Below are 21,072 nucleotides of genomic sequence, written 5' to 3'. Positions count from 1 at the left end.
CTCCAGGGGACTCGCCGGACTTGTGCGGTGCGCGGTCTCAGGCGCCTTCGGAGATGATGTTCGTCGGGGGAGTTCCTGATTCGATCAGGCGGTCGACGGTGGTGCGGACCATCGCCGGGGAACCGCAGACCAGGACTTGGTGTTTGGTGAAAGGGCCGTGCGCGGCGGCCACGTCGGCCAGGGTGCCGTGCAGCATTTCCTCGAGGCCGAAGCCCACGTCCGAACGGGTCTGCTCGAACCATTCATCGCGCACCGCGGGATCTTCCGGACTCTCGACCACCGGAATGACCGAGAGCCAAGGCAATTCGCCCGCCAGCAGGAACAGCATGTCGTTGGCGTAGAGGTCGCGCGGCGAGCGCCCACCGAAGAACAGGTAGGTGCGTGGCGGGGTATCGCGGCGGGCCAGGTCAAGGATCTGGGCGCGCATCGGCGCCAGTCCGGTACCGCCGGCGATCATCACCAACTCGACGGCATCCGGATCCACCGCGAAAACCCCATGGGGAGCATTGATTCGCCACTGATCACCGGGTTTGGTGTCGGTGACGATAGAACTCGAACACCACCCACCGGGCACCGTCCGCACATGGAACTCGAGTTTTCCGTCCAGCGAGGGCGGCAGCGCGGGGGAGAACCGCCGCCGCACCCCGGGATGCTGCGGCACTTCCACTTCCACCGAACCCCCGGCCTCGAACGGCACGAAGTCCCCGATCAGCCGGATCACGGCGAGATCGTGGCGCAAACGGTGATGGCCGACCACGGTCGCCGTCCATGCGGGATCAGGAAACGCGTTGCTCATCAGCCTCTTTCGCGAAGTGTCAGACAGGATCGGCAGCGATGATCTCGCTCGGTGTACCGGCTCGCAGAAGCGCGTAACGGGTATTGGCGATCATCGACGGCGATCCCGCGATCTGGATCTGCCGGTCCGACCACGCCCCGAAGCTGGTCACCACCGCTCCCAGGTTACCGACCAATCGCCGCGGCATGCCCATCGGCGTCTCGCCCGAATCCTGTGGGTACCACCAGGGATTGGTGTGTTCCTCGCTCACCGGCACCACGGTCAGCCAGGGATTGGACTGCGAGAGCTGCCACATGTTGTCCACGTCGTAGAGGTCGCCCGGATACCGCCCACCGGTGAAGAAGTGCACGCGCGGATTGATCCCCCGCTGACTCATCTCGATCAGCTGCGCCCGCAACGGCGCGATCCCCGTGCCGGAGCCGATCATCAGCACATCGCGCCCCGACTCCCGATCCACCTGCAAACCACCCAGCGGCCCGGCGATCTTCCATCGATCGCCGACCTTGGTGTCGTTGACGATCGCCGGACTCACCCAGCCACCGCTGATCCGCCGCACATGGAATTCGATCTCGCCATAGGGGTTCGCGGGGATGGCGGGGGAGAAGTAGCGCCACATGTTCGGCCGCTGCGGCACCATGACCGGCACATACTGCCCGGCCTTGAACGGAATCGGCCCGTCGGCCTGCAGCCGCACGATCGCGAGATCCTCGAGCACCCGCCGATGACCCACCACGGTCGCGTCCCAGTACGGCTGCGAGGTGTCCTCGTTCGCGCCGATCGCCATCGACGCCGAGATCAGCAGCGTGATGTCGCGCCAGCCCTCGTCGAGTTCCCTGGTCCAGCGGTTGCCGTGGTAGGTGCGCAGCGCCGCGAGCAGCGCGCGTCCGGCCAGGTCGTAGTGGTCGGCTTCGACCCCATATTTGCGATGGTCGCGGGCCAGTTGCTCGAGGAAGCGTTGCGCCCGCTCGAAGTCCTCGAGATGCTCGAGCACGAACTGCACCGCCGTCGTGATCCGCTTGGCCTGCATGTCCATGGCAGGCGGAAACAGCTCACGCAACCTCGGGTCCTGTGCGAACAGGTGACCGTAGAAAGCGCTGATCAGCCGCTCGGGACCACCAGGTGTCTCCGACACCCCGCGGAAATCGGCGCGGACCAGCGCAAGCGAACGCGCATCCACGTCGTCAAGCTCCGTTTCTCTACAATTGCTGCAAAGTGGCCCCGCCTGAGACGCGGCCATCACCAGTATCCCCCGAAACCGTCATCTGGGTGCAGGGATGCTCGTCACGCCGTTACCCAGCAGCACGGATCGTAAACCCTCGACTCCGGATCAGTGCGTTCTCCCCACGATCGATACGCGGCGGTGATCTTGTTCGGAGCTACCAGCCTCGTTCGAAGATGCTGGCTTCGTCTTCCTCGTCGCTGGGTTCGGGCCGCTCGAACTCGATCGCGCCGGCATCGGCCGCGATGAACGCCATCGTCGATTCCACCCGGGGATCCGCCGCGAGTTCGCGCATCGCGGCGGTGACCCGGGGTTGCATCTCCAGTACCGCGAGGCGATACGCCGCGAGGATCTTCCCGCCGTGCGGGCCGCTCACCGCGACCAGCTGGCTTTCGGCATCGATCTCGACGGTCACGCCGTCGACCGTGCCGATGCCACGGATCTTCTCCAGCGCGTGCTGGGCCCGCTGGACTTTGAGGCCGAGCTCGTCGTGCCGACTCGCCATCTCAGCCGCCGGACGTTGCGGTGAAGACCAGGATCGGTTTCTCGGTGTGCAGGTATCCGGTCGCGGTGCCGTTCCATTCGGCACTGCCGCCGAGCGCGGTGTCGAACTGGGGGCCGGTGACGTACGAGCCGGCGGGTACCTCGGTGCGCAACACATCCGGCAGTTCCGGTGGCTGCGCGGGCGCGACGAGTCCGGTGCGCAGTGCGGCGGCCGTGTCCGGTTCGAGTTCGACGACCGCCTCGACCCAGTAGGTGGTCGGGCCGGGCGCACCGCCCGCGTTGTTCCTGCCCAGCCAGAACACCTCGACCGGCTTGCCGATGATCGGGAAGTACTTCTGCATCGGCTCCGGGTCGCGGCGCAGTTCGTTGGACACGCTGCTCGTCCTTTCCTGCGAATTCGAATCGGAAGGTGCGGTGGAACAGCCGAACACGGCCAGCGCCGCGAGCGGAATCGCCAGTGTCGCGGTGACGCGCTGCGGTGTTCTCACTTCGGGCGGCCCTCTCCGGTGCTGCGATCGTTGTCGGGCATGCGGCCGCTGTCGCCGTCGTTGCGGCCGTCGGAGCGGTCCTCGCGACCCGGGTTGCGGTCCGGGCTCGACGATTCGGCCGTCACCCCGCTCGACGGTGGCTGCCCGAGTTCCCAGGACACCGTCCGGGTGACGCTGCCGTGCGATTCGAACGGTTTCGCCCAGCCTATCTCGGTGAATCGGCCGTTGTCCGAATCCGGGGCGCCGGTGGCGATATCGTTCTTGCCGTTGTCGAAGTTGTAGTAGTCCTCCGCTTCCACGGTGACATCCATGACCACCCGATTTCCTTCGACGCGGGCGTTGGCGTGGCTCCATTGCTGGTACCCGCCGATCGTCTTCTCCCAATTCTCGGTACTCGTGCCACCGGTTGTGGGATCACCGGTGAGTTTGAAGTTCTTGTTGCCCGTTCGCGCGAAATAGTCCGCGGCGGCAGCCATGTTGGCGACCTCGGTATCGACATTGCTACGAACGGTCGGGTCTTCCTTGTAGGCCTCGTCGTAGTCGAAGGCGATCTTCTCGCCGTTGTTGTCCCAGTAGTGGCGGTACAACGCGGTGGCATCGTCCAATTCGGACTTGATGTACTCGCCGCCGAGCAGTTTGGCCTGCCACTTCTGCTTGTTGAGCCAGTCCTGGAAGTTGGCGTCCTTCGAGTTGTAGACGAAGGTGTCGTCGTGCTTGAGGCCCGGCCTCTTCGGGTCGCCGATCCGGTATCGGCCGTCCGGGGAGGTGGTCAACGAGGGCAGATCCGGTATGGACGCGGTGGGTTTGTCTTTGAGCGTCTGCAGCGCGTCGGCGCCGAGTTCGATCGCGGTGGCGGCATGCTGCTCGACGTCGCCGAAGTCTTTGAGCAACCCCGTCAGTTGGGCCTGGAAAAAAGCCGCCTGACCATTGAGTTTCGTCTGCATGATGAAGCTCATCAGCGTGCCCTCGGTCGCCGGATATTTCGGCGGCGTGACGGTGCCGTCGTCGGCGACCTTCATGCCCGCCGCGGGCGCGGCATTGTCGGCGATGTCGAGTACCGATGTGCGCGTCCCGTCCAGTCGGGTCCCGAAGGTCTTGTAGTACTCCGCGACGGAGGTGACCACTTCGTCGATTCGGGTGCCGATCAATTTCTGCGAAACCGAACCTGCCGACGCCGCCGCGCTCGCGACGCCCTTCCATCCGGTCACGGTTCTGTCGACAGCGGAGGCCATATTGCCGACCTGTTTGGTGAATTCGCTGGTACCCGTGGTGAGGGCCGTGCCGAAGGTCACCATGGTCGCTGGCTGGCAGCCGCGCACATGACTGATCGTCGCCGCCATCGACTCAGGCCAGCTTCCGGAACTGTTCCCCGAATGCCTGGTCGACTTCTTCGTATGTTTTCGCGCCGGAACCGGCTACCCGAGCCATCTGCCCGATGCGGTCTCCCATCGCGTGAAATGCTGCTTCCGCGTTCTCGTCGATGGCCGTGGTGACGCTGTGGACGGGCGATCCCGGCATAGTGACGGCGACATTCAATGTGATGCCGGTGATGAGATCGGCCTGCCCCGTCAATGTCTTGCCCAGCTCCCGCAGCGCAGTCGCGTCTACCTGCAGAATCTCAACCATGGGTCTCCCCGTCGCAGCTGTCGAACCTCGCCTGCGCGCGACCCTACCCGATCGAGATTCCTTGCGCAGCACTAACTTCCGTCGATCGAGCCGCCCGTACATACCGTAGTTTCTCTTATCTGGCGAGGGTGTGAGAATCGTCCGATGGCGAGCGACAATTTCATGTTGATCCACGATCCCGAACTTCTCGCTCGTGGCGAGCGGGTGCTCGGAGCCGAGTTCAAGGCGATGCACGAGCGGGTGCTGCAGGTCAGCGCGTTGACCTCCCGGCTCAACATGCTGCCTTTCGACGACGAGACCGGCAAGGCGGCACTGCTCGAAGAAATCCTCGGCCGCCCACTCCCGGCGGGGCTCACTGTCTACCCGCCCTTCTACACCGACCACGGCCTGAATCTCGACATCGCCGAACAGGTGTTCATCAACCAGGGCTGCACATTCCTCGACTACGCCGGAATCCGGTTGGGCCGTGGCGTGATGGTCGGCCCGAAAGCCACTTTCATCACCATGGGCCACCCCGTTGACCCGGAGGAACGGCGCCGATTTCTCACCGGCGCACCGATCGACATCGCCGAGAACGTGTGGATCGGCGCGGGCGCGATGATCCTGCCCGGCGTCAGTATCGGCCGTGACGCGGTGATCGCCGCGGGTGCGGTCGTCGCCGACGACGTCCCGGCGAACAGCTTGGTGACCGGTTCCAAGGCGACTGTGCATCGAAGCTGGTAGCGCGATGTTCGGGTTCGTTGCCGGCTGAACTGCGGGACTCCTTCGAACCCGTCGGCCGTCCTCACACGTAGGGGTCGGTGATGTCGCGGAGGGTGGTGAGCGTCTTGCGCAGCTCGGCAGCGGAGCGTCTTCCCAGGTGGGAGATCCATTCGGACTGGACTTCGTCGGCCGTGCGGTTGGCGAGGTCGGCGGCCGAGCGCCCGATGGGGGTGAGGCGAAGAAGACGTGCGCGGCCGTCGGTGGGGTCGGCGACGCGCTCGAGGTAGCCGGCGCGCACCAGTTGGTCGGCGAGGGTGCTCGCGGTTTGTTTGGTGACCTGGGCCTGGGCGGCGAGGTCGGTGAGACGCGTGCCGTCGGGACCGATCCGGGCGACCAGGCGAGCTTTGGCCGGGGTGAGTTCGGCATGACCACCGGCGGTGAGCGCGGCGAACACCCGGCGCTCCATCTCCCGATACGGGACGAACAGGAGCACCCCCAGGTTCAATTCGTCCACGCCTACCTCCTTGTTTCGGTCAGTGTATCTGACTATATTGGTCAGAGAGGCTGACTAATTTCGGAGGTCGATCATGGATCGCGAACAGCAGTGGCAGGTCATCGAACAGCAGCGCCGCGCCGTCGCCGACCTACTCGACGACCTCGCCCCGGCCGAATGGGGCGCACCGTCGCTGTGTGCGGGCTGGCGAGTGCGCGATGTCGCCGCGCACCTGGCCATGGCCCCCCAGCCGCCCGGCCCCGCCGCGATGGCCTGGATGGGAATCCGGGCGGGTGGCCGCTTCCACCGAATGAATCACGATGCCGCGGTGCGTTATTCGATCCGCCCCGACCTGGCAGGGGAGATTCGCGCGCACGCGGCATCGCGCACATTGCCCGCGGTGACCAACTACCGCAACATCTTCTACGACGTCATCGTCCATGCCCAGGACATCGCCCGCCCACTCGACCGCACCATCGAAGTCACCCCGCGCGCGGCAGCCGTTGCCGCACAACGGGTCTGGACGATGGGCTGGCCCTTCTGGGCAAAGCGCCGTCTCCGCGGCCTGCACCTCGCCGCCGACGACATCGAATGGTCGACGGGCGCGGGCACTCCGGTCCACGGCCCCATCCTCGAGCTGCTGCTCGTGATGACCGGCAGACCGGCAGCCCTCCCGAACCTACGCGGCCCCGGCATGGAAGCGCTCGCACGCAGCCTGCGCTGAGCCCGGCTCAGCCCACCACCTTCTGCACCGCCGCCTGCCGAGCCTGCTCGTCGACCTCCCCGATCTCGAACCCCTTGCCGACGATGTGCTGGACCAGCGCCTGCTCCGGCGGCAGTCCGTACTTGCGCAGGTAGTACGGAACCGCGCCCGGCCAGACGAACACGCCGTCGGTGTGGAAGTTCAACGGCACCTCCCGCTGGGCGGGGTCGAACTCGTCGGCATCGCGGCTGCGGGCACTCAGAATCACCGGCGCGTGCTCGAGGTAGGCCAGCACCCGATCCTGGATATCGGAGTCCACCGCCGACCGGTTCACCACCGGTTTGCCCTCGGGATCACGCCCGTCGAACGGCGCCGAAAGTCGAAGTTCGCTCATGGTCAGACAACCTACGCGGCTCCGGTTCGAGCCGTTTCGTCGTGCTAATGTGCCTGGTCAAGGCAGTGCTCGGCCGGAAGGGGTGGGGATGAAACGCGCAGGTACGGCGTTGGTGATTGCCGGTTTGGCGGTTGTCGGGTTGGTGGGTTGTGACTCGGGGGAGTCGCGGTCGAAGGAGACGACGACCACAGCCAAGCCGGTTCTGTGGAACCCGTGTACGGAGATTCCCGATGCTGCGTTGACGGAGGCGGGGGTGGATCCGGCGACGGAGGAGAAGGGTGTTGCGGGGGTTACGCAGTCGGGGTGGGAGATCTGTGGATGGGGCGGACCCGACTACTCGATCACCGTCTACACGACGAACAAGCCTGTGGATGAGTTCGAGCAGAAGCCTGGCAACGTCGACTTCCGGGACGTGACCATCGCGGGCCGTACAGGGCGCGAGTTCAAGGTCACAGGCGCGTCGAAGGATCTCGGGTGCGACGTGCTCTTCCCGGCGAGTCAGGGCGTCGTCCAGTTGCAGATTTTCAACTCGGCGCTGAAGACGGGGCTGGACGACCCCTGCACGTACCTCGAGCGCGTGGGCGAAGTGCTTGTTCCAATCTTTCCGAACTGAACCGGGGAGGGTTCATGAGTGAAAACACGGCATACAGTTCTTTGCTTGCGCAGGCCAAGGCGGGCGAGGTCTATCTGAACGACGAAGCTGCGGCTTTCCACATGTTCAAGGCGTGCGACGACCGACTTGCCGACCTGCAAGAGATCCTGGTTGTCACCCGTCGAGTCCAAAGCGTCACCGGGTTCGGCGATTTCCAGATCGGCAAGGATCTCGAGAAGAAGTTCCTCCTTCAGGCGACCGGCGACCAGAACTCGATCGATGTCGTGGTGAGGAAAGACATCGAGGCTGTGCAACAGCTGCGCGAGGTTTTCTCCATCTCCTTCAAACGCATCGCAGGCAAAGACATCGAAAACGCCAACGCCCTCGACTACGTCACCGGGCAGGTGAGCTGACATGACCGGCATGCAGAGCATCGGCGGCATCGACCTTCTCGGCAACCTCCGCAACTTCGTCATGTCCCCGTTCTCCGGTGACGACGGCGAACTCGACAGCTCGGAGATCGCTGACATCCAGAACCAGTACAACGCTCAGCGCGACGGCAACCGACGAAAGGCCGGCGACCTCGGCTTCGATGGCGAGTACCGCCCCGCCCTGGTGGCGAAGAACGACGCCTTTCCCGGAACCGTTGCGGAACTGCGCGAAAAGGTCGACAAGATCGATCTCGAAGCGGTCAACGGCCTGATCGGCGCGTGGAAAGAAATCTCCACCCGCAACACCACCTCCCTCGACGAGTTCCGCAAACAGATCGCCCGCGGTATGTCCCCCGACGTCTGGGCAGGCTCCGCCGCGAACGCAGCAGCGCAAACCGTTGCGGCATATGACACCACGGGCAAGAAGGTCAGCACCGCCGCTGCCCTCACCAGCACCAAACTGGACGAACTCCGCACCGGTCTCGAACCGACCAAGCGCCTCGTCCCACACGCCCCCGAGCACCGCAGCGGACTCGACAACGTCGGCGCCTTCCTCACCGGTCGCGGGTGGCGCGATGACGATGTCGCACAAGAGAATGCGCGCGTCGAAGCCGTCCGTATCCTCCAAACTGTCTATGCCCCAGTCATTTACGAGTCCGACGACAGGGTTCCGGTGATCCCCATCCCGAAGACCATCGAAAACGGCGGCGGACAACCCGAAATCACCGGCGGTACAACCCAGCCCACTACGCAGAGTTCGGCAACGCAGCCAACCACCCAGCCCACGACGACGCCGACCACCACCCCGGCGTCGACCACCGAGGACGACACCGACACCGACACCGACACCGACGACTCGGCAGACGACTCCACGCCCGAGTCGACGACCCCTGAGTCGACAGACCCGGCCTCGACGACCCCAGCCTCGACCACCCCGAGCGCGACCACCCCCGGTTCCGGCTCCCCATCCGGTTCACCAAGTGGCGGGGGCTCTCCCGGCGGCGGATCCCCCGGATCGGGCACGCCGGGCGCCGGCTCTCCCGGCGGTGCTGTTCCCGGAAGCCCGACCTCCGGGGGCGCTGCCGCGGGCCGCGGAACCGGCGCGGGTTCCGGCGCGGCAGGCCGCTCCGGCATGCCCGGCATGATGAGCCCCGGTGCGGGCAAGGGTAGCGGCAAAGACGACGAATCCACCAAGGGAATCCCCGACTACCTCCTCACTCAGGAACACGGTGACGAACTCACCGGTCTGGACGACTTACCCAAAACAGTCCCGCCCGTCATCGGCGCCGACTGATCCGAATCCTGATGGAACAGAGTAGATCTCGCGTGCGTACCTGGCATCTCACCGCTCTAGATTTCCGTACCCTGTGGGAGGCCGCGGGTCGCGACGTTCTCCCGTACCCCCTCCATCACCGCCACACCGATGTCGAAACCCACGCCGAGATCCTGCGCCTGCGCAGCAAGGCCGCCGAGAACCTGATGGCCGAATTCGACAGCGATCTCGACCGCGCCATGGCCGCCCTGCTCGCCCCGCACGCCCGCGTCGAGGTGGCGGGCGCGTCCAAGGGCGTCAAAACGATCCGAGCCCATGGCGGCACCCGCGACACCTACGCCTCCCTCGCCGTCCAAGCTCCCGGCGACGACACCAACCCCGGCGACGTCACCCTCCACCTCTTCGACCCCGAAGCCCTGGCGCCCGCAGTCCTCTCCACCCTCCCGAAGGTCGCCCCCGGCAAAGGCCGCGAAATCCGCGTCACCGCAGCAGAACTCGCCGCCCCCCGCCCCCACGTCCGCGACCGCTGGAACCCCACCCCCCGAGAACAACTCGAATCCTTCCTCGCCAAACCCACCACCACCCTCACCCACATCGGCGTCTACGCCCACGCCAGCGTCGACAACCGCCACACCGAAGGCCGCGACGACTTCCAGCTCCACGACATCCCCGGCGACGGCCGCTACGTCTTCTACGGCGAAACCACTTTCATCGCCAAACCCACCACCCCCACCCGAATCCAGTCCACCCTCACCACAATCCTCACCACCACAGCCACCAAGGCCCGCACCGGCACCTACCTCCCGCGCTGAGCCACCAGCGCCATAGCCAGGTGCTGGTTCAGCGGGTCGCGAGTGACGGTCAGGACAGTCGAATTCTGCTGCAGCACTAGACCATTCGAGTGGTTGCGAACAAACACTGCTGTTGTGAGGTCGAAGGGGGATAAGGCGAACAAGAACTTGGTGTGCGATACCGTCGTTGTTCTCGAGTTGCGGAACTGGTCCGGGATGACCACGGATGGTTACTTTACGGAACCGGCACCAGGGTGAGGACTGGGTCAAGCCCCTTGAAGTCGTCGGGGTTGCGGGTATAGAGCGGGAGGTCGTTGACCGACGCGATGGCCGCGATCATCAGATCGCACTTACGTGGCTTCGGGTTCCGGCCTTCGGCGACAACCAGTTTGGCCATCGTCGTGAATCGCCGGGCAGACGACGAACAGAAGTTCAGCGCGTCGAAACTGTGCTCGACCTCGAGCAGCCGTTCGGTGCGAAGGGCCAGTACCTGAGGCGACTGGGCGAGTGCGATGCCGATGCCCAATTCGGCCAGGGTGATCGTGCTGATCCTCGAGTACGCCGGAAGCTGCGCATCGTCGATGGTGGCGAGATCGATGAGAACGCAGGTATCGAGCAACCCCACCGGGTGCCGCTGCTCAGTCATCGAGGCGGTCCTCGCCGAACGCCGCATCGATCTCAGCCCGCTCAGACGCTGCGTCCCCAGCTCCAGCGAAGCGCGCGAGTCGCTCCTTGAGATCAGAGGTCGCCACATTTCGCTGCACCCGAATCGGACGCAGCTCCCCAACCGGGTTCCCGTTCCTGGTGATGATGAAGTTGTCGCCCGCTTCGAGCGCGTCCATCACGCCCGCGCTGCCGTTACGAAGCTCGGCCTGAGTGATCGTCCTGGTCATATCCCCATGATAGCGACTGGTGCTATACGTGGCTACCGTACGTGTAACGGCACTCCCCTGAGGCAGTGCCCGGCGCAGGCTACACCACCGGCTCCAACGTGTAGATGTAGTGCGTGGGGTTGAATCATCATGTGGCCGAGTCGGATTCGCTGGTTACCAGAATTGGTTGCCGGTTCACCCGGTCCGAGCCGCGGTGATCCGGCTGCGGTCGTCCCGGGTCAGCATGCGCGCAGCGGTCACCGCGCCTGGCCCGGTCAAGCGAGCCGGGTAGGGCACCGAACGGCACCTCCGCATCGGCGAGTTCGCTTATCCCATAACGTATTCCGAAGTCGCGGACAGTCTGTGCGAGCCCGGTGAGCGAATTCGGATACCCGGCCGGGTTACCCCACGACCACAACCAGGACTGTGGCCCCGGCGCGGCCGACCCGAGCAGGTGCATCCGCTCGCACTCGATCGGCTGGTCGCCGGTCAAAGTGAACCGCCCGGCCGTCAGATCGCAGCTCCACCCACGATCGCCGGCTACATCGGCGAGCTGCCCGGCGAGCGCCAACTCACCGAACGGCCTGGGTGCGAAACAGGTACACACTGTTCGCACCGTGGGATGAAATTCTACATGCAACGGTTCGGCGCATCCCGCGTCGGGCTTTCGTCGTTTCAGGGGGTGGAAGTACGCCCTGGCGACGGGCTACCTGTGTCGTGACCTGGGCTCCTGGCCGCTCCTGTCGGTCGTTATCGGAGAGCCCGACCGAGGGACAGACAACCCTGACACCCAGCCTCCTGCGAGCGTCGTACGCCTCGCACGTACGCACCTGGTCGGTTCGGGAGTGCGCACCTTCGCCCAGGTCCAACGCTGCCACACGCCGAATCAGGCGTGGGGCCAATTGTGTTGGCCGAACCCACCGGCGACCGGTCCCGTTTCGCTGTGCCGAATCAGATGGCGAGGACGGTCTTTCCGCGCGCGCCGCCCTGGCCGAGCACGGCGGGAGCGGCCTCGAGCGGCACTGTCATCTGCACCGGAACAACCACATCGCCCGCGGCGACGCGAGACAGCAATCGGCTCAATTCCGGTGAGCGACCTTTGGATTCGAAGTTGCCGCCAATGATGTCGCGATCGCGGAGCGTGGCTTCGTCGGCTGCCCACGTCGTCGAGTAGGCGTGTCCACCGCTGCGGACCAGGGTGGCGTGTGAGGCGAAATCGCCTGCTGCGCTGATCAAGTCGAACAGCACGTCGATCCCGTCGGGGTGGGTGAAGCGGACCGCGTCGGTGACGCTCGTGTCCTGACGGGTGGCCGGGTCCGGGTCGACGACATTCGGGTCGGCGGGGCGGACCTGGGTGTAGTCGACAGTTTCGGCGGCGCCGAGACGGGCAACCTGGTCGGTGGCATCGCCGCGGGCGGTCGCGATCACGTGGGCGCCCGCGATATTGGCGAGTTGGACGAGGAAGGAGCCGACGCCGCCGGTGGCACCGACGATCAGGACCGTCTGGTCGGGTTGGATATCGGCCGCGTCGACAAGGTCCTGGGCTGTCACGCCGGCGATCGGGAGGGCGGCGGCGGCCACGCTGGTGACGCCGTCGGGGATCGGGACGAGGGTCGCGTCCTCGGGGACCGTGGCGTACTGCGCCCAACTACCGTGGCCCGCGGGCGCGGTCAGGAATTTGCCGACCACCTTGTCGCCCACCCTGAACCTGGTGACGCCGGAGCCGATCGCCGAGACGGTGCCCGCGCCGTCGACGCCGAGGATCATCGGGAAGTCGGTGGGCATCTTGCCCTTCAGCAGACCGTCCGCCATTTTCAGGTCGAACGGGTTGACCCCGGCCGCGTCGAGCGCCACCTGAACCTCACCCGGACCGGCCTCGGGCACCGGCACATCGGCAAGCTCGGGAGTGGCGCCGAACTTCTGAACCACGATCGCGCGCATAGGGGGTGAACTCCTCGCATCTTCGGGTGGAGCCGGGCACCGTAATCCTAGGCGGATAGCCGTCCGACATGCGGTGATTGGTCGTCTTCGGTGGTGTCGCGGCGTAGCGTGAACCCGGATCCGAAGTCGGGGCAAAATTTTTGAAGTTGAGCGGAACAGACTCAACTTTTCGAACGTTGAACAAGTCGATACCGGACACATACAAGGAGATTCGTGGACTCGTTCAATCCCACCACCAAGACGCAGGCGGCCTTCAACGCCGCCCTTCAGGCCGCCGCGGCGGCGGGCAATCCGGAGATCCGTCCGGCACATTTGCTGGTGGCGTTGCTGGATCAAACCGATGGCATCGCCGCGCCGCTGCTCAAGGCCATCGGAGTCGACCCGGCGACAGTCGAACGGGAAGCGGGCGCCCTCGTCGACCGGCTGCCGCGCGCTACCGGCGCCACCACCACACCACAACTCGGCCGCGAAGTACTGGCCGCGATGACCGCTGCCCAGCGGCTCGCCACCGAGCTCGGCGACGAGTTCGTCTCTACCGAAAACCTGCTGGTCGGGCTGGCCGAAGGTGATTCGGATGTCGCCCAGTTGCTGCGCAAGCACAGCGCCACCCCGGAGGCCCTGCGCGACGCGTTCACCGCGGTCCGCGGCAGCGGCCGGGTGACCAGCGCCGACCCGGAAGCCAGCTACCAGGCGCTCGAGAAGTACTCCACCGACCTCACCGACCTGGCCCGCGCGGGCAAACTCGACCCGGTCATCGGGCGCGACACCGAGATTCGTCGCGTGGTGCAAGTGCTGAGCAGGCGCACCAAGAACAACCCGGTGCTCATCGGCGAACCCGGTGTCGGCAAGACCGCCATCGTCGAAGGTCTCGCGCGCCGCATCATCGAAGGCGACGTGCCGGAATCGTTGCGCAACAAGAAGGTTGTCTCCCTCGACCTCGGCGCCATGGTGGCGGGCGCGAAGTATCGCGGTGAATTCGAGGAGCGGCTCAAGGCCGTGCTCGACGACATCAAGAACAGCGCGGGCGAGATCATCACCTTCATCGACGAGCTGCACACCATCGTCGGCGCGGGCGGCACCGGCGATTCGGCGATGGACGCGGGCAACATGATCAAACCGCTGCTGGCCCGCGGCGAGCTGCGTCTGGTCGGCGCGACCACCCTCGACGAGTACCGCAAGTACATCGAGAAGGACGCGGCGCTCGAGCGGCGATTCCAGCAGGTGCTGGTCGGCGAGCCGTCGGTGGCCGACACCATCGGCATCCTGCGCGGCATCAAGGAGCGCTACGAGGTGCACCACGGCGTGCGGATCACCGACTCCGCGCTGGTGGCGGCCGCGACGTTGTCGGACCGCTACATCACCTCGCGTTTCCTGCCCGACAAGGCGATCGACCTGATCGACGAATCGGCGTCGCGGTTGCGCATGGAGATCGACTCGCGTCCGGTCGAGATCGACGAGGTGGAGCGCGCGGTGCGCCGTCTCGAGATCGAGGAGCTCGCGCTCGAGAAGGAAACCGACGCCGCTTCGAAGCAGCGCCTGGAAAAGCTGCGCTCCGAACTCGCCGACGACCGCGAGAAGCTCGGCCAGCTCACCACCCGCTGGCAGAACGAGAAGAGCGCGATCGACTCGGTGCGCGCGCTGAAAGAGCAGCTCGAAGGGCTGCGTGGGGAGTCCGAGCGCGCCGCCCGCGACGGTGAACTCGAAAAGGCCGCCGAGCTGATGCACGGCCGAATCCCCGCGCTGGAGAAGGAGATTGCCGCAGCCGAACAGGCCAGTGACGCGGCGGCCGACGGCGAGGTGATGCTCAACGAGGAGGTCACTCCCGACGACATCGCCGACGTGGTTTCGGCGTGGACCGGGGTGCCGGTCGGGCGCATGCTCGAAGGCGAGACCGCCAAGCTGCTGCGGATGGAAACCGAGGTCGCCGGACGCGTCGTCGGGCAGGAGGAAGCGGTGCAGGCCGTCTCCGACGCGGTGCGCAGGGCGCGCGCCGGTGTCGCCGACCCGAACCGCCCGACCGGATCGTTCCTGTTCGTCGGCCCGACCGGCGTCGGTAAGACGGAGCTGGCGAAATCGCTGGCCGACTTCCTATTCGCCGATGAACGCGCCATGGTGCGCATCGACATGAGCGAATACAGCGAGAAGCACTCGGTGGCCCGGCTCGTCGGCGCGCCGCCCGGATATGTCGGCTACGACCAGGGCGGTCAGCTCACCGAAGCGGTGCGAAGGCGGCCGTATTCGGTGGTGTTGTTCGACGAGATCGAGAAGGCACACCCGGACGTCTTCGACATTTTGTTGCAAGTTCTCGACGAAGGCAGGCTCACCGACAGCCAGGGTCGCACGGTCGACTTCCGCAACACCATCCTCATTCTCACCTCCAATCTCGGCGCCGGTGGCGACCGCGATCAGGTGATGGAGGCGGTGCGGCGCGCGTTCAAACCGGAGTTCATCAACCGGCTCGACGACGTCGTGATGTTCCACGCGCTCGACGCCAAGCAGCTGGAGTCGATCGTCGACATCAACCTGCGTCAGCTGCAGAAACGGCTCTCCCAGCGCCGTCTGACCCTCGATGTCACCGACGAAGCCAAGCAGTGGCTCGCCGTGCGCGGCTACGACCCGGCCTACGGCGCGCGACCGCTACGCAGGTTGATCCAACAGGCCATCGGCGACAGCCTGGCCAAGGAACTCCTCTCCGGTTCGGTCGCCGACGGTGACACGGTGAAGGTGAGTGTCGACGACGCCACCGACAAGCTCGTCGTCGAACGCGAAGTTATCCACAGCTCGTGATTTATCCACAGGCCGGTGCGTAGGGACCTCCCAAACGCACCGGCCTGTCCTACCCTGGAGCCCATGACGAACCCCAAGGATCCGTGGCAGCGCCCGGACGACGCGCCGACCGAACGGCTGGGTTCGTCGGGCCCCGAGTCGACCACGCCGTACGGCGGCAACTCGTTCGACGAGTGGGGGCAGCCCTCGAATCCGACGCAGGCGTTGCCGCCGCACGACGAGGCCTGGGGCGCCTACGAAAGTGGCTATCCCGCACCGCAACCCCCACCTCACCAGGCGCCACCCGGCTACGGCCATGGGTATCAGGCCGCGCCGCCGGGTTACGACCAGGGCTATCCGCCGCCGGGTTATGACCAGGGGCAGCAGCCGCCTGGTTACCCGCCGCGTCCGCAGGATGGTGACCAGGAGGAACCGCCCAAACGGCACACCGGTTTGTGGATCGCACTTGGCCTCGGCGTGCTGGCGCTGATCGCGGTCGGTGGCGTGCTGGCCGGTCTCGTGCTGAGTGGCAATTCTTCGGAGGACAACACCGCATCGCCGCCGACGACGAGTCAGCTTCTCGTCCCGCCGACGATGAAACAGACCACTCCAGGCGCGCCGCCGAGTGCGAGCGGCCTGCCCGGCCTGCCCGGCTTGGGCGGCGGCGAAGATCTCGGCGCCACAATGGGCAGCATCACCGCCAATACCGGCACCGAGATCACCATGAGCACCCTCGGCGGCTCCGATGTTCGGGTGCTGATCGACGATGCCACCCAGGTGATCTCGCTGACCAGCACGAAGGCGAGCGAGCTTCCCGTGGGCGACATGGTTATGGTGCAGGGCGACAAGAACCCAGACGGGTCGATCCACGCCAAGATCATCATCAGTACGGCGTTGCCGGGCGGCCCCCGATGAGCGACCCGCGCGTCCAATCCCCGGTGCTACCGGGCAATCACGGCGACGGCTGGATAGGCTAGGCGACGATGACGGCTATGTGGTTCGGGTTAGCAGCGATCGCACTCGTGGGTGCGGTCGTCCTGTTGTATTTCGATCGGGTCCAGCGCCAGCGCACCGGACACGCGAGACAGGTGTGGGCGAAGTCCCAGGGCTACACCTACGTGTCGGTGGAGCCTGCGCTCGCCTCGACGTGGCGTCGTGGCGCGCTGGCAAAGCTCGGCTACCTCTCGGCGGTCGACGTGGTGTCCGGCATTCGCAAGGGCGAGAAGTTCGTGCTCTTCGACCTGGAAGACGCGGCGACGCTGGTGGCCGTGCGCCGCCAGATCGGCTCCGAGATCGACGTAGACATGCGGCTCAAGACCGCATCGCCGCCCAAGGACCACGATCTGGAACTGCTCGGCGCCATCGGCGACCGGGTCGTGTTCGCCACCGATCCGGAGATCGCCCGCCACGCCGTAGACCAGCGGATGGTCGGCTTCATCGAGTCGCTGTCCGACACCGTGCAGATGCTGTGGAGCGAGGGCAATTGGACCCTCGGCATGCTTCCCGTCGGTAGCGGATCCAAGGATTGGGAGACCGCGATCGACGTGGTGCTCCGGTTGTCAGGCCTGCTGCACGTGCTGCCCCCGGTGGCCGAGCCGAACGAGTTCACTCGCCCTCGATCGAGTGCCAATCTCGCGCCCGGCTTCCGCCCCGAGTACGACGAAGAGGACGACGCCCGCGAATTCGCCTCTGGCCGTGATGAATTCGCCGATGCCGAAGAGCGTGGCCGTGCCCGCTTCCCCGGCCCCGACGAACTCGATGCCGACGAGCCCCGCTTCGGCGAAGACAACGAACTCGACAGCGGCCGTGGCGCTCGCTTCGCCGGAGACGACGAGCCTTACGTGCCACGTGGGGCCGCGGCGCGTCTGCCCGAAGACGACGATCCCTACGCCACCCGTGGCGGCGCGGCGCGCGTGCCCGAATACGACGAGCCCTACGGTCGCGGTGCCGACGATCGCGCTCCGATCGGCGGCCGCGCCCCGGCGCTGCCCGCCGACTACGACCCCGACCTCGACGACCCTGAGTTCGAAGACCAGCCCGCCCCCGGCCGCCGCCCCCTCGGCGAACCGCCGAAGCGCCCCTCGCTGGCCGTCGTGCCCGAACCGCGTCCCCGCACCGAGCCCCCGCTCGACGATGCGGAATCGAGTCAGCCGGGTGGACCGTTCCACCCCGGTTTCCGCCCGTACCAGGGTCCCGTACCGAAATGATCCACCTGTCGCGGTAGTCGTCGCGGCACCCCGTCGACCGGAATCGACCAGCGATGTCTGATAGTCCCCTGCGCCTGCCCGGCGCACACCGCCCCGTCGCGATGATCACCGGACCGACGTCCGGCATCGGGCAGGGCTTCGCCCACCGCCTCGCCGCTCTCGGCTACGACCTGGTCCTCGTGGCCAGGAACGAAGAGCGACTACGCGAACTCGCCGACGAATTGGCCCGCCGTTTCGCCACCTCGGCCGAGGTCCTCGTCGCCGATCTGGCCGATCCCGACGACCGCGCCCGCGTCGCCGCCCGAGCGGCCCGTGGCATCGAATTCCTCGTCAACAACGCGGGTTTCGCGCATTCGGGCGAGTTCTGGACGCTCGAGCCCGCGCAGCTGCAAGCCCAGCTCGACGTCAACGTCACCTCGGTCCTGCAGCTCACCAGGGCGGCGCTGCCGTCGATGGTCGCGGCGGGCGCGGGCTCGATCGTGAATGTGGCGAGTGTGGCCGGATTGCTCTCCGGACGGGGGTCGACCTACTCGGCCTCCAAGGCCTACGTCGTATCCTTCTCGGAGGGTTTAGCGGGAGGATTGGTGGGCACCGGTGTCCGCATCCAAGCGTTGTGCCCCGGATTCGTGCACACCGAGTTCCATCAGCGCGCGGGCATCGAGATGAGTTCGCTGCCCGAGCGCCTGTGGCTCGACGTCGATCAGGTCGTCGACGGGTGCCTGCGGGATCTGGACTCCGGCCGGGTGATCAGCGTGCCCGGCGTGCAGTACAAGGTGCTCACCGCGGTGGCGGGGTTCGTCCCGCGCTCCCTGGTGGCCCGCATCAATCGCGGACTCTTCAACGCACGCGGAAGGACATGACTCAGATGATCGACCAAGCACGTCAGTCGCTCACGAAGGCCGATCGCGACCAGCTGGCCGCCCTCGTGCGCGAGCTCGCGGTCGTGCACGGCAAGGTGACGCTGTCCTCGGGCAAGGAAGCCGACTACTACGTCGACCTGCGCCGGGCGACCCTGCACCACCAGGCGGCCCCGCTGATCGGTTCGCTGTTGCGCGAGCTGGTCGCCGACTGGGACTTCGACGCCGTCGGTGGGCTCACCATGGGCGCCGATCCGGTCGCGATGGCCGTGATGCACGCGCCGGGCCGCCCGATCGACGCGTTCGTGGTCCGCAAGGCGGCCAAGGCGCACGGCATGCAGCGCCAGATCGAGGGCCCCAACATCGTCGGCAAGCGGGTGCTCGTCGTCGAAGACACCACCACCACCGGTAACTCGCCGCTCACCGCGGTACGAGCACTGCGCGACGCAGGCGCCATCGTGGTCGGCGTTGCCACCGTTGTCGACCGGGAAACCGGTGCTGACCAGGTAATCGCCGAGGAGGGACTGGAGTATCGGTCGATCCTCGGGCTCGACGATCTTGCCCTGAGCTAGCCTGACAACGCCGAACCGGACGACGACGTGGTCTGTCCGGAAAGTCTGAAGGACGTGTGAGTCACCTGTGGTGAGCATTGCAGTAAACAAAGGTCGCGACAACGTTGCGATGCTCGGGATCGGTGCCTACCGCCCGCAACGCATCGTCAGCAATGCCGAAGTGTGCGAGACCCTCGACTCGACGCCCGACTGGATCTTCGAGCGCACCGGTATCCACAACCGCCGGTGGATCAGTGGCGACGAGACGATCCGGTCGATCGCCGCGGCCGCCGGTGAGCGCGCGCTGAACAACACCCCGATCGATCGATCCAAGATCGGCGCGGTCGTTCTGTGCACGTCGAGCTGGCTCAAGCTCACCCCGCACGGTGCCCCGTCGGTGGCCTTCGACCTGGGCCTCAACGGCGTCGCCGCCTTCGACCTCACCTCCGGCTGCGGTGGCTTCTGCTACGGGCTCGGTGTCGCGGCCGACCTGATCCGCGCCGGTTCGTTCGACTACGTGCTGGTGATCGGCGCCGAGACGATGACCGTCGGCCTCGACCCCACCGACCGTGGCACCGCGATGATCTTCGGTGACGGCGCGGGCGCTGTGGTCGTCGGTCCGGCTGACGACAACGGCATCTCGCCGACGGTCTGGGGCAGCGACGGCGAGAACGCCGAAGCCATCGCCCAGGACGTCGATTTCCTGGAGTACATGAACAAGGCGCAGGCCCTGCAGGGCACCGACCCGGCGGTCGAGGCCGTCGGCCGGATGTCGCTGCACATGGAGGGCCCGAAGGTCTTCCGGTGGGCCGCGGTCACGCTGCCGCGCGCGCTCTCGGCGGCGCTCGAGAGCTCCGGCGTGGCCAAAGAGGACATCGAGGTGTTCGTCCCGCACCAGGCCAACGCCCGGATCAACGAGCTGATGAAGAAGAACCTCGGCCTGGCCGAGGGCGTCCCGATCGCCAACGACATCGAGAACACCGGCAACACGTCCGCCGCCTCGGTACCACTGGCGATCGAGGAAATGCTGGTCACCGGCAAGGCGAAGGGCGGTCAGCTCGCGCTGCTGCTCGGCTTCGGCGCGGGTCTGAGTTACGCGGGCCAGGTTGTCACCCTGCCGCCCGCCCCGAAGGAACCGAGTTTCTGACATGCGAAGGCTGCGCGCCGCTTATCTGGGGGCTGCGGCGGTCACCGTGTTCGGTGCCGTCACCGGCCGCGACCGCCTGCAATGGGTCGCCAAGCCACTGCTGATGCCACTGCTGGCCGCCGACACGGTGAGCAGCGGTGACCTCGCGCCGGACGAACGTCGACTGCTGCTCGGCTCGCTGGCCGCGGCCACGGTCGGCGACGTGCTACTGCTCGACCCCGACAACGACCGCCGCCTCATCGCGGGCGCGTCATCCTTCGCGGTGATGCAAACGGGCTACTCCATCCTGTGGTGGAAACGCGGCGCCCGCCCCCGCCCCGAGATCGCCCTTCCCCGAGTGGTGGCCTGGGCAGGCGCGGCGGGTCTGCTCCGCGCCAAAGCCCCGAACCTCGCACTCCCGCTCACCGCCTACGGCGCGACACTGGGCACCGCGGCAACCCTCGCCTCGGACCCAGCCCTCGCACCGGACGCGAAAAACATTGCGGGCCTGAACATTCCGAACGCGGATCCCCGCAGCCGCTACGGCGTCGGCGCCTTGCTGTTCACGATCTCGGACGGCCTGATCGTCCTGCGCCGCCTCTTCGCCCGAGACGACCGCACCCGCCGAATCACCGAAGGCATCATCCTGGCGACCTACGCCGCGGCACAGTACCTGCTCACGGAGCCTTTCCAAGACCGCGACCACTGATTTCGCGGGTACATGGGTAACTCGTCGGGTA

The 21,072-nt window shown here is 66.4% G+C and carries 25 protein-coding genes; 13 read left to right on the top strand and 12 right to left on the bottom strand.

What is annotated here, in order from left to right:
• Nucleotides 1–37: 37 nt before the first annotated feature.
• From ACWZHB_RS26775 to ACWZHB_RS26750, 6 genes are all read right to left on the bottom strand, one after another.
• Nucleotides 38–796 carry an FAD-binding oxidoreductase gene (locus tag ACWZHB_RS26775; RefSeq protein ID WP_427904550.1) on the bottom strand — a complete coding sequence of 253 codons (759 nt, stop codon included), beginning with the start codon at nt 794–796 and terminating at the stop codon, nt 38–40.
• Between the two features lie 19 nt (nt 797–815).
• Entirely contained in the window at nt 816–1,973 is a 1,158-nt protein-coding gene (locus ACWZHB_RS26770) for an FAD-binding oxidoreductase (protein ID WP_427909309.1), read from the bottom strand.
• A gap of 199 nt (nt 1,974–2,172) precedes the next feature.
• Entirely contained in the window at nt 2,173–2,520 is a 348-nt protein-coding gene (locus ACWZHB_RS26765; protein WP_427904549.1) for a hypothetical protein, read from the bottom strand.
• Between the two features lies 1 nt (nt 2,521).
• Nucleotides 2,522–3,007, bottom strand: coding sequence for a hypothetical protein (locus ACWZHB_RS26760; RefSeq protein ID WP_427904548.1), 486 nt, complete (start codon nt 3,005–3,007; stop codon nt 2,522–2,524).
• Nucleotides 3,004–4,347: a hypothetical protein gene (locus ACWZHB_RS26755; protein WP_427904547.1), complete on the bottom strand. Its 1,344-nt coding sequence runs from the start codon at nt 4,345–4,347 to the stop codon at nt 3,004–3,006. Before ACWZHB_RS26755 ends, ACWZHB_RS26760 begins: the two co-directional genes overlap by 4 nt.
• A 4-nt stretch (nt 4,348–4,351) precedes the next feature.
• A complete protein-coding gene (locus ACWZHB_RS26750; RefSeq protein ID WP_427904546.1) occupies nt 4,352–4,633 on the bottom strand; it encodes a hypothetical protein in 282 nt (93 codons plus the stop codon).
• Between the two features lie 144 nt (nt 4,634–4,777).
• Between ACWZHB_RS26750 and ACWZHB_RS26745 the strand changes: the two genes are divergently transcribed.
• A complete protein-coding gene (locus ACWZHB_RS26745; RefSeq protein ID WP_427904545.1) occupies nt 4,778–5,356 on the top strand; it encodes a DapH/DapD/GlmU-related protein in 579 nt (192 codons plus the stop codon).
• 61 nt (nt 5,357–5,417) lie between these two features.
• On the opposite strand, the gene ACWZHB_RS26740 is transcribed toward ACWZHB_RS26745, so the two are convergent.
• A complete protein-coding gene (locus ACWZHB_RS26740; RefSeq protein ID WP_427909308.1) occupies nt 5,418–5,801 on the bottom strand; it encodes a MarR family winged helix-turn-helix transcriptional regulator in 384 nt (127 codons plus the stop codon).
• A gap of 121 nt (nt 5,802–5,922) precedes the next feature.
• Between ACWZHB_RS26740 and ACWZHB_RS26735 the strand changes: the two genes are divergently transcribed.
• Nucleotides 5,923–6,552, top strand: coding sequence for a maleylpyruvate isomerase family mycothiol-dependent enzyme (locus ACWZHB_RS26735; RefSeq protein WP_427904544.1), 630 nt, complete (start codon nt 5,923–5,925; stop codon nt 6,550–6,552).
• 7 nt (nt 6,553–6,559) lie between these two features.
• Here ACWZHB_RS26735 and ACWZHB_RS26730 read toward each other — a convergent pair whose 3' ends face one another.
• The gene (locus ACWZHB_RS26730) at nt 6,560–6,925 is read right to left on the bottom strand and encodes a hypothetical protein (protein WP_427904543.1); all 366 of its coding nucleotides are present in this window, start codon (nt 6,923–6,925) and stop codon (nt 6,560–6,562) included.
• Nucleotides 6,926–7,013: 88 nt separating this feature from the next.
• Here ACWZHB_RS26730 and ACWZHB_RS26725 point away from each other — a divergent pair, with 88 nt between their 5' ends.
• Genes ACWZHB_RS26725 through ACWZHB_RS26710 form a run of 4 tightly spaced genes read left to right on the top strand, consistent with a single transcriptional unit; the run spans nt 7,014 to nt 10,033 of the window.
• Nucleotides 7,014–7,538 carry a DUF3558 domain-containing protein gene (locus tag ACWZHB_RS26725; RefSeq protein WP_427904542.1) on the top strand — a complete coding sequence of 175 codons (525 nt, stop codon included), beginning with the start codon at nt 7,014–7,016 and terminating at the stop codon, nt 7,536–7,538.
• Nucleotides 7,539–7,552: 14 nt separating this feature from the next.
• Nucleotides 7,553–7,930, top strand: a complete 378-nt coding sequence (locus tag ACWZHB_RS26720) for a hypothetical protein (protein ID WP_427904541.1) — start codon at nt 7,553–7,555, stop codon at nt 7,928–7,930.
• A gap of 1 nt (nt 7,931) precedes the next feature.
• Complete coding sequence (locus ACWZHB_RS26715) at nt 7,932–9,242, top strand: hypothetical protein (RefSeq protein ID WP_427904540.1); 1,311 nt, start codon at nt 7,932–7,934, stop codon at nt 9,240–9,242.
• 32 nt (nt 9,243–9,274) lie between these two features.
• Nucleotides 9,275–10,033 carry an ESX secretion-associated protein EspG gene (locus ACWZHB_RS26710; protein ID WP_427904539.1) on the top strand — a complete coding sequence of 253 codons (759 nt, stop codon included), beginning with the start codon at nt 9,275–9,277 and terminating at the stop codon, nt 10,031–10,033.
• Nucleotides 10,034–10,247: 214 nt separating this feature from the next.
• On the opposite strand, the gene ACWZHB_RS26705 is transcribed toward ACWZHB_RS26710, so the two are convergent.
• The 4 genes from ACWZHB_RS26705 to ACWZHB_RS26690 all read right to left on the bottom strand — a co-directional run bounded on the left by ACWZHB_RS26705 (nt 10,248) and on the right by ACWZHB_RS26690 (nt 12,825).
• Nucleotides 10,248–10,658, bottom strand: coding sequence for a type II toxin-antitoxin system VapC family toxin (locus tag ACWZHB_RS26705; RefSeq protein WP_427904538.1), 411 nt, complete (start codon nt 10,656–10,658; stop codon nt 10,248–10,250).
• Nucleotides 10,651–10,905, bottom strand: coding sequence for a type II toxin-antitoxin system Phd/YefM family antitoxin (locus ACWZHB_RS26700; RefSeq protein WP_427904537.1), 255 nt, complete (start codon nt 10,903–10,905; stop codon nt 10,651–10,653). The genes ACWZHB_RS26705 and ACWZHB_RS26700 overlap by 8 nt, the downstream gene beginning before the upstream one ends.
• A 127-nt stretch (nt 10,906–11,032) precedes the next feature.
• Nucleotides 11,033–11,491, bottom strand: coding sequence for a DUF6882 domain-containing protein (locus ACWZHB_RS26695; protein ID WP_427904536.1), 459 nt, complete (start codon nt 11,489–11,491; stop codon nt 11,033–11,035).
• Nucleotides 11,492–11,835: 344 nt separating this feature from the next.
• Nucleotides 11,836–12,825: an NADP-dependent oxidoreductase gene (locus tag ACWZHB_RS26690; RefSeq protein WP_427904535.1), complete on the bottom strand. Its 990-nt coding sequence runs from the start codon at nt 12,823–12,825 to the stop codon at nt 11,836–11,838.
• Nucleotides 12,826–13,038: 213 nt separating this feature from the next.
• On the opposite strand from ACWZHB_RS26690, the gene clpB reads away from it, so the two are divergent.
• The 7 genes from clpB (at nt 13,039) to ACWZHB_RS26655 (ending at nt 21,041) form a co-directional block, all read left to right on the top strand.
• Entirely contained in the window at nt 13,039–15,612 is a 2,574-nt protein-coding gene (gene clpB / locus ACWZHB_RS26685; protein ID WP_427904534.1) for an ATP-dependent chaperone ClpB, read from the top strand.
• Nucleotides 15,613–15,675: 63 nt separating this feature from the next.
• Nucleotides 15,676–16,506: a DUF5666 domain-containing protein gene (locus ACWZHB_RS26680; RefSeq protein ID WP_427904533.1), complete on the top strand. Its 831-nt coding sequence runs from the start codon at nt 15,676–15,678 to the stop codon at nt 16,504–16,506.
• 68 nt (nt 16,507–16,574) lie between these two features.
• Nucleotides 16,575–17,798 (top strand): type III secretion system chaperone family protein, encoded by a 1,224-nt coding sequence (locus ACWZHB_RS26675; protein ID WP_427904532.1) that lies wholly within the window; start codon nt 16,575–16,577, stop codon nt 17,796–17,798.
• A gap of 53 nt (nt 17,799–17,851) precedes the next feature.
• Nucleotides 17,852–18,658, top strand: a complete 807-nt coding sequence (locus tag ACWZHB_RS26670) for an SDR family NAD(P)-dependent oxidoreductase (RefSeq protein WP_427904531.1) — start codon at nt 17,852–17,854, stop codon at nt 18,656–18,658.
• Nucleotides 18,659–18,663: 5 nt separating this feature from the next.
• Nucleotides 18,664–19,227: an orotate phosphoribosyltransferase gene (gene pyrE, locus ACWZHB_RS26665; protein WP_427904530.1), complete on the top strand. Its 564-nt coding sequence runs from the start codon at nt 18,664–18,666 to the stop codon at nt 19,225–19,227.
• A gap of 67 nt (nt 19,228–19,294) precedes the next feature.
• A complete protein-coding gene (locus ACWZHB_RS26660) occupies nt 19,295–20,353 on the top strand; it encodes a beta-ketoacyl-ACP synthase 3 (RefSeq protein ID WP_427904529.1) in 1,059 nt (352 codons plus the stop codon).
• A 1-nt stretch (nt 20,354) separates the two neighbouring features.
• Entirely contained in the window at nt 20,355–21,041 is a 687-nt protein-coding gene (locus ACWZHB_RS26655) for a lysoplasmalogenase (protein WP_427904528.1), read from the top strand.
• Nucleotides 21,042–21,072: the final 31 nt, after the last annotated feature.

The organism is Nocardia sp. FBN12, assembly GCF_054031145.1.
This window is presented reverse-complemented; position numbering and strand designations above follow the sequence as displayed.

Excerpts from the sequence above, each read along its gene's own strand:
- ACWZHB_RS26750 (WP_427904546.1), bottom strand. The coding sequence starts at position 4,633 with ATGGTTGAGATTCTGCAGGTAGACGCGACTGCGCTGCGGGAGCTGGGC.
- ACWZHB_RS26690 (WP_427904535.1), bottom strand. The coding sequence starts at position 12,825 with ATGCGCGCGATCGTGGTTCAGAAGTTCGGCGCCACTCCCGAGCTTGCC.
- ACWZHB_RS26705 (WP_427904538.1), bottom strand. The coding sequence starts at position 10,658 with ATGACTGAGCAGCGGCACCCGGTGGGGTTGCTCGATACCTGCGTTCTC.
- ACWZHB_RS26735 (WP_427904544.1), top strand. The coding sequence starts at position 5,923 with ATGGATCGCGAACAGCAGTGGCAGGTCATCGAACAGCAGCGCCGCGCC.
- pyrE (WP_427904530.1), top strand. The coding sequence starts at position 18,664 with ATGATCGACCAAGCACGTCAGTCGCTCACGAAGGCCGATCGCGACCAG.
- ACWZHB_RS26730 (WP_427904543.1), bottom strand. The coding sequence starts at position 6,925 with ATGAGCGAACTTCGACTTTCGGCGCCGTTCGACGGGCGTGATCCCGAG.
- ACWZHB_RS26700 (WP_427904537.1), bottom strand. The coding sequence starts at position 10,905 with ATGACCAGGACGATCACTCAGGCCGAGCTTCGTAACGGCAGCGCGGGC.
- ACWZHB_RS26655 (WP_427904528.1), top strand. The coding sequence starts at position 20,355 with ATGCGAAGGCTGCGCGCCGCTTATCTGGGGGCTGCGGCGGTCACCGTG.
- ACWZHB_RS26680 (WP_427904533.1), top strand. The coding sequence starts at position 15,676 with ATGACGAACCCCAAGGATCCGTGGCAGCGCCCGGACGACGCGCCGACC.
- ACWZHB_RS26775 (WP_427904550.1), bottom strand. The coding sequence starts at position 796 with ATGAGCAACGCGTTTCCTGATCCCGCATGGACGGCGACCGTGGTCGGC.
- ACWZHB_RS26745 (WP_427904545.1), top strand. The coding sequence starts at position 4,778 with ATGGCGAGCGACAATTTCATGTTGATCCACGATCCCGAACTTCTCGCT.
- ACWZHB_RS26715 (WP_427904540.1), top strand. The coding sequence starts at position 7,932 with ATGACCGGCATGCAGAGCATCGGCGGCATCGACCTTCTCGGCAACCTC.
- ACWZHB_RS26675 (WP_427904532.1), top strand. The coding sequence starts at position 16,575 with ATGACGGCTATGTGGTTCGGGTTAGCAGCGATCGCACTCGTGGGTGCG.
- ACWZHB_RS26670 (WP_427904531.1), top strand. The coding sequence starts at position 17,852 with ATGTCTGATAGTCCCCTGCGCCTGCCCGGCGCACACCGCCCCGTCGCG.
- ACWZHB_RS26740 (WP_427909308.1), bottom strand. The coding sequence starts at position 5,801 with ATGGAGCGCCGGGTGTTCGCCGCGCTCACCGCCGGTGGTCATGCCGAA.
- ACWZHB_RS26725 (WP_427904542.1), top strand. The coding sequence starts at position 7,014 with ATGAAACGCGCAGGTACGGCGTTGGTGATTGCCGGTTTGGCGGTTGTC.
- ACWZHB_RS26765 (WP_427904549.1), bottom strand. The coding sequence starts at position 2,520 with ATGGCGAGTCGGCACGACGAGCTCGGCCTCAAAGTCCAGCGGGCCCAG.
- ACWZHB_RS26755 (WP_427904547.1), bottom strand. The coding sequence starts at position 4,347 with ATGGCGGCGACGATCAGTCATGTGCGCGGCTGCCAGCCAGCGACCATG.
- ACWZHB_RS26720 (WP_427904541.1), top strand. The coding sequence starts at position 7,553 with ATGAGTGAAAACACGGCATACAGTTCTTTGCTTGCGCAGGCCAAGGCG.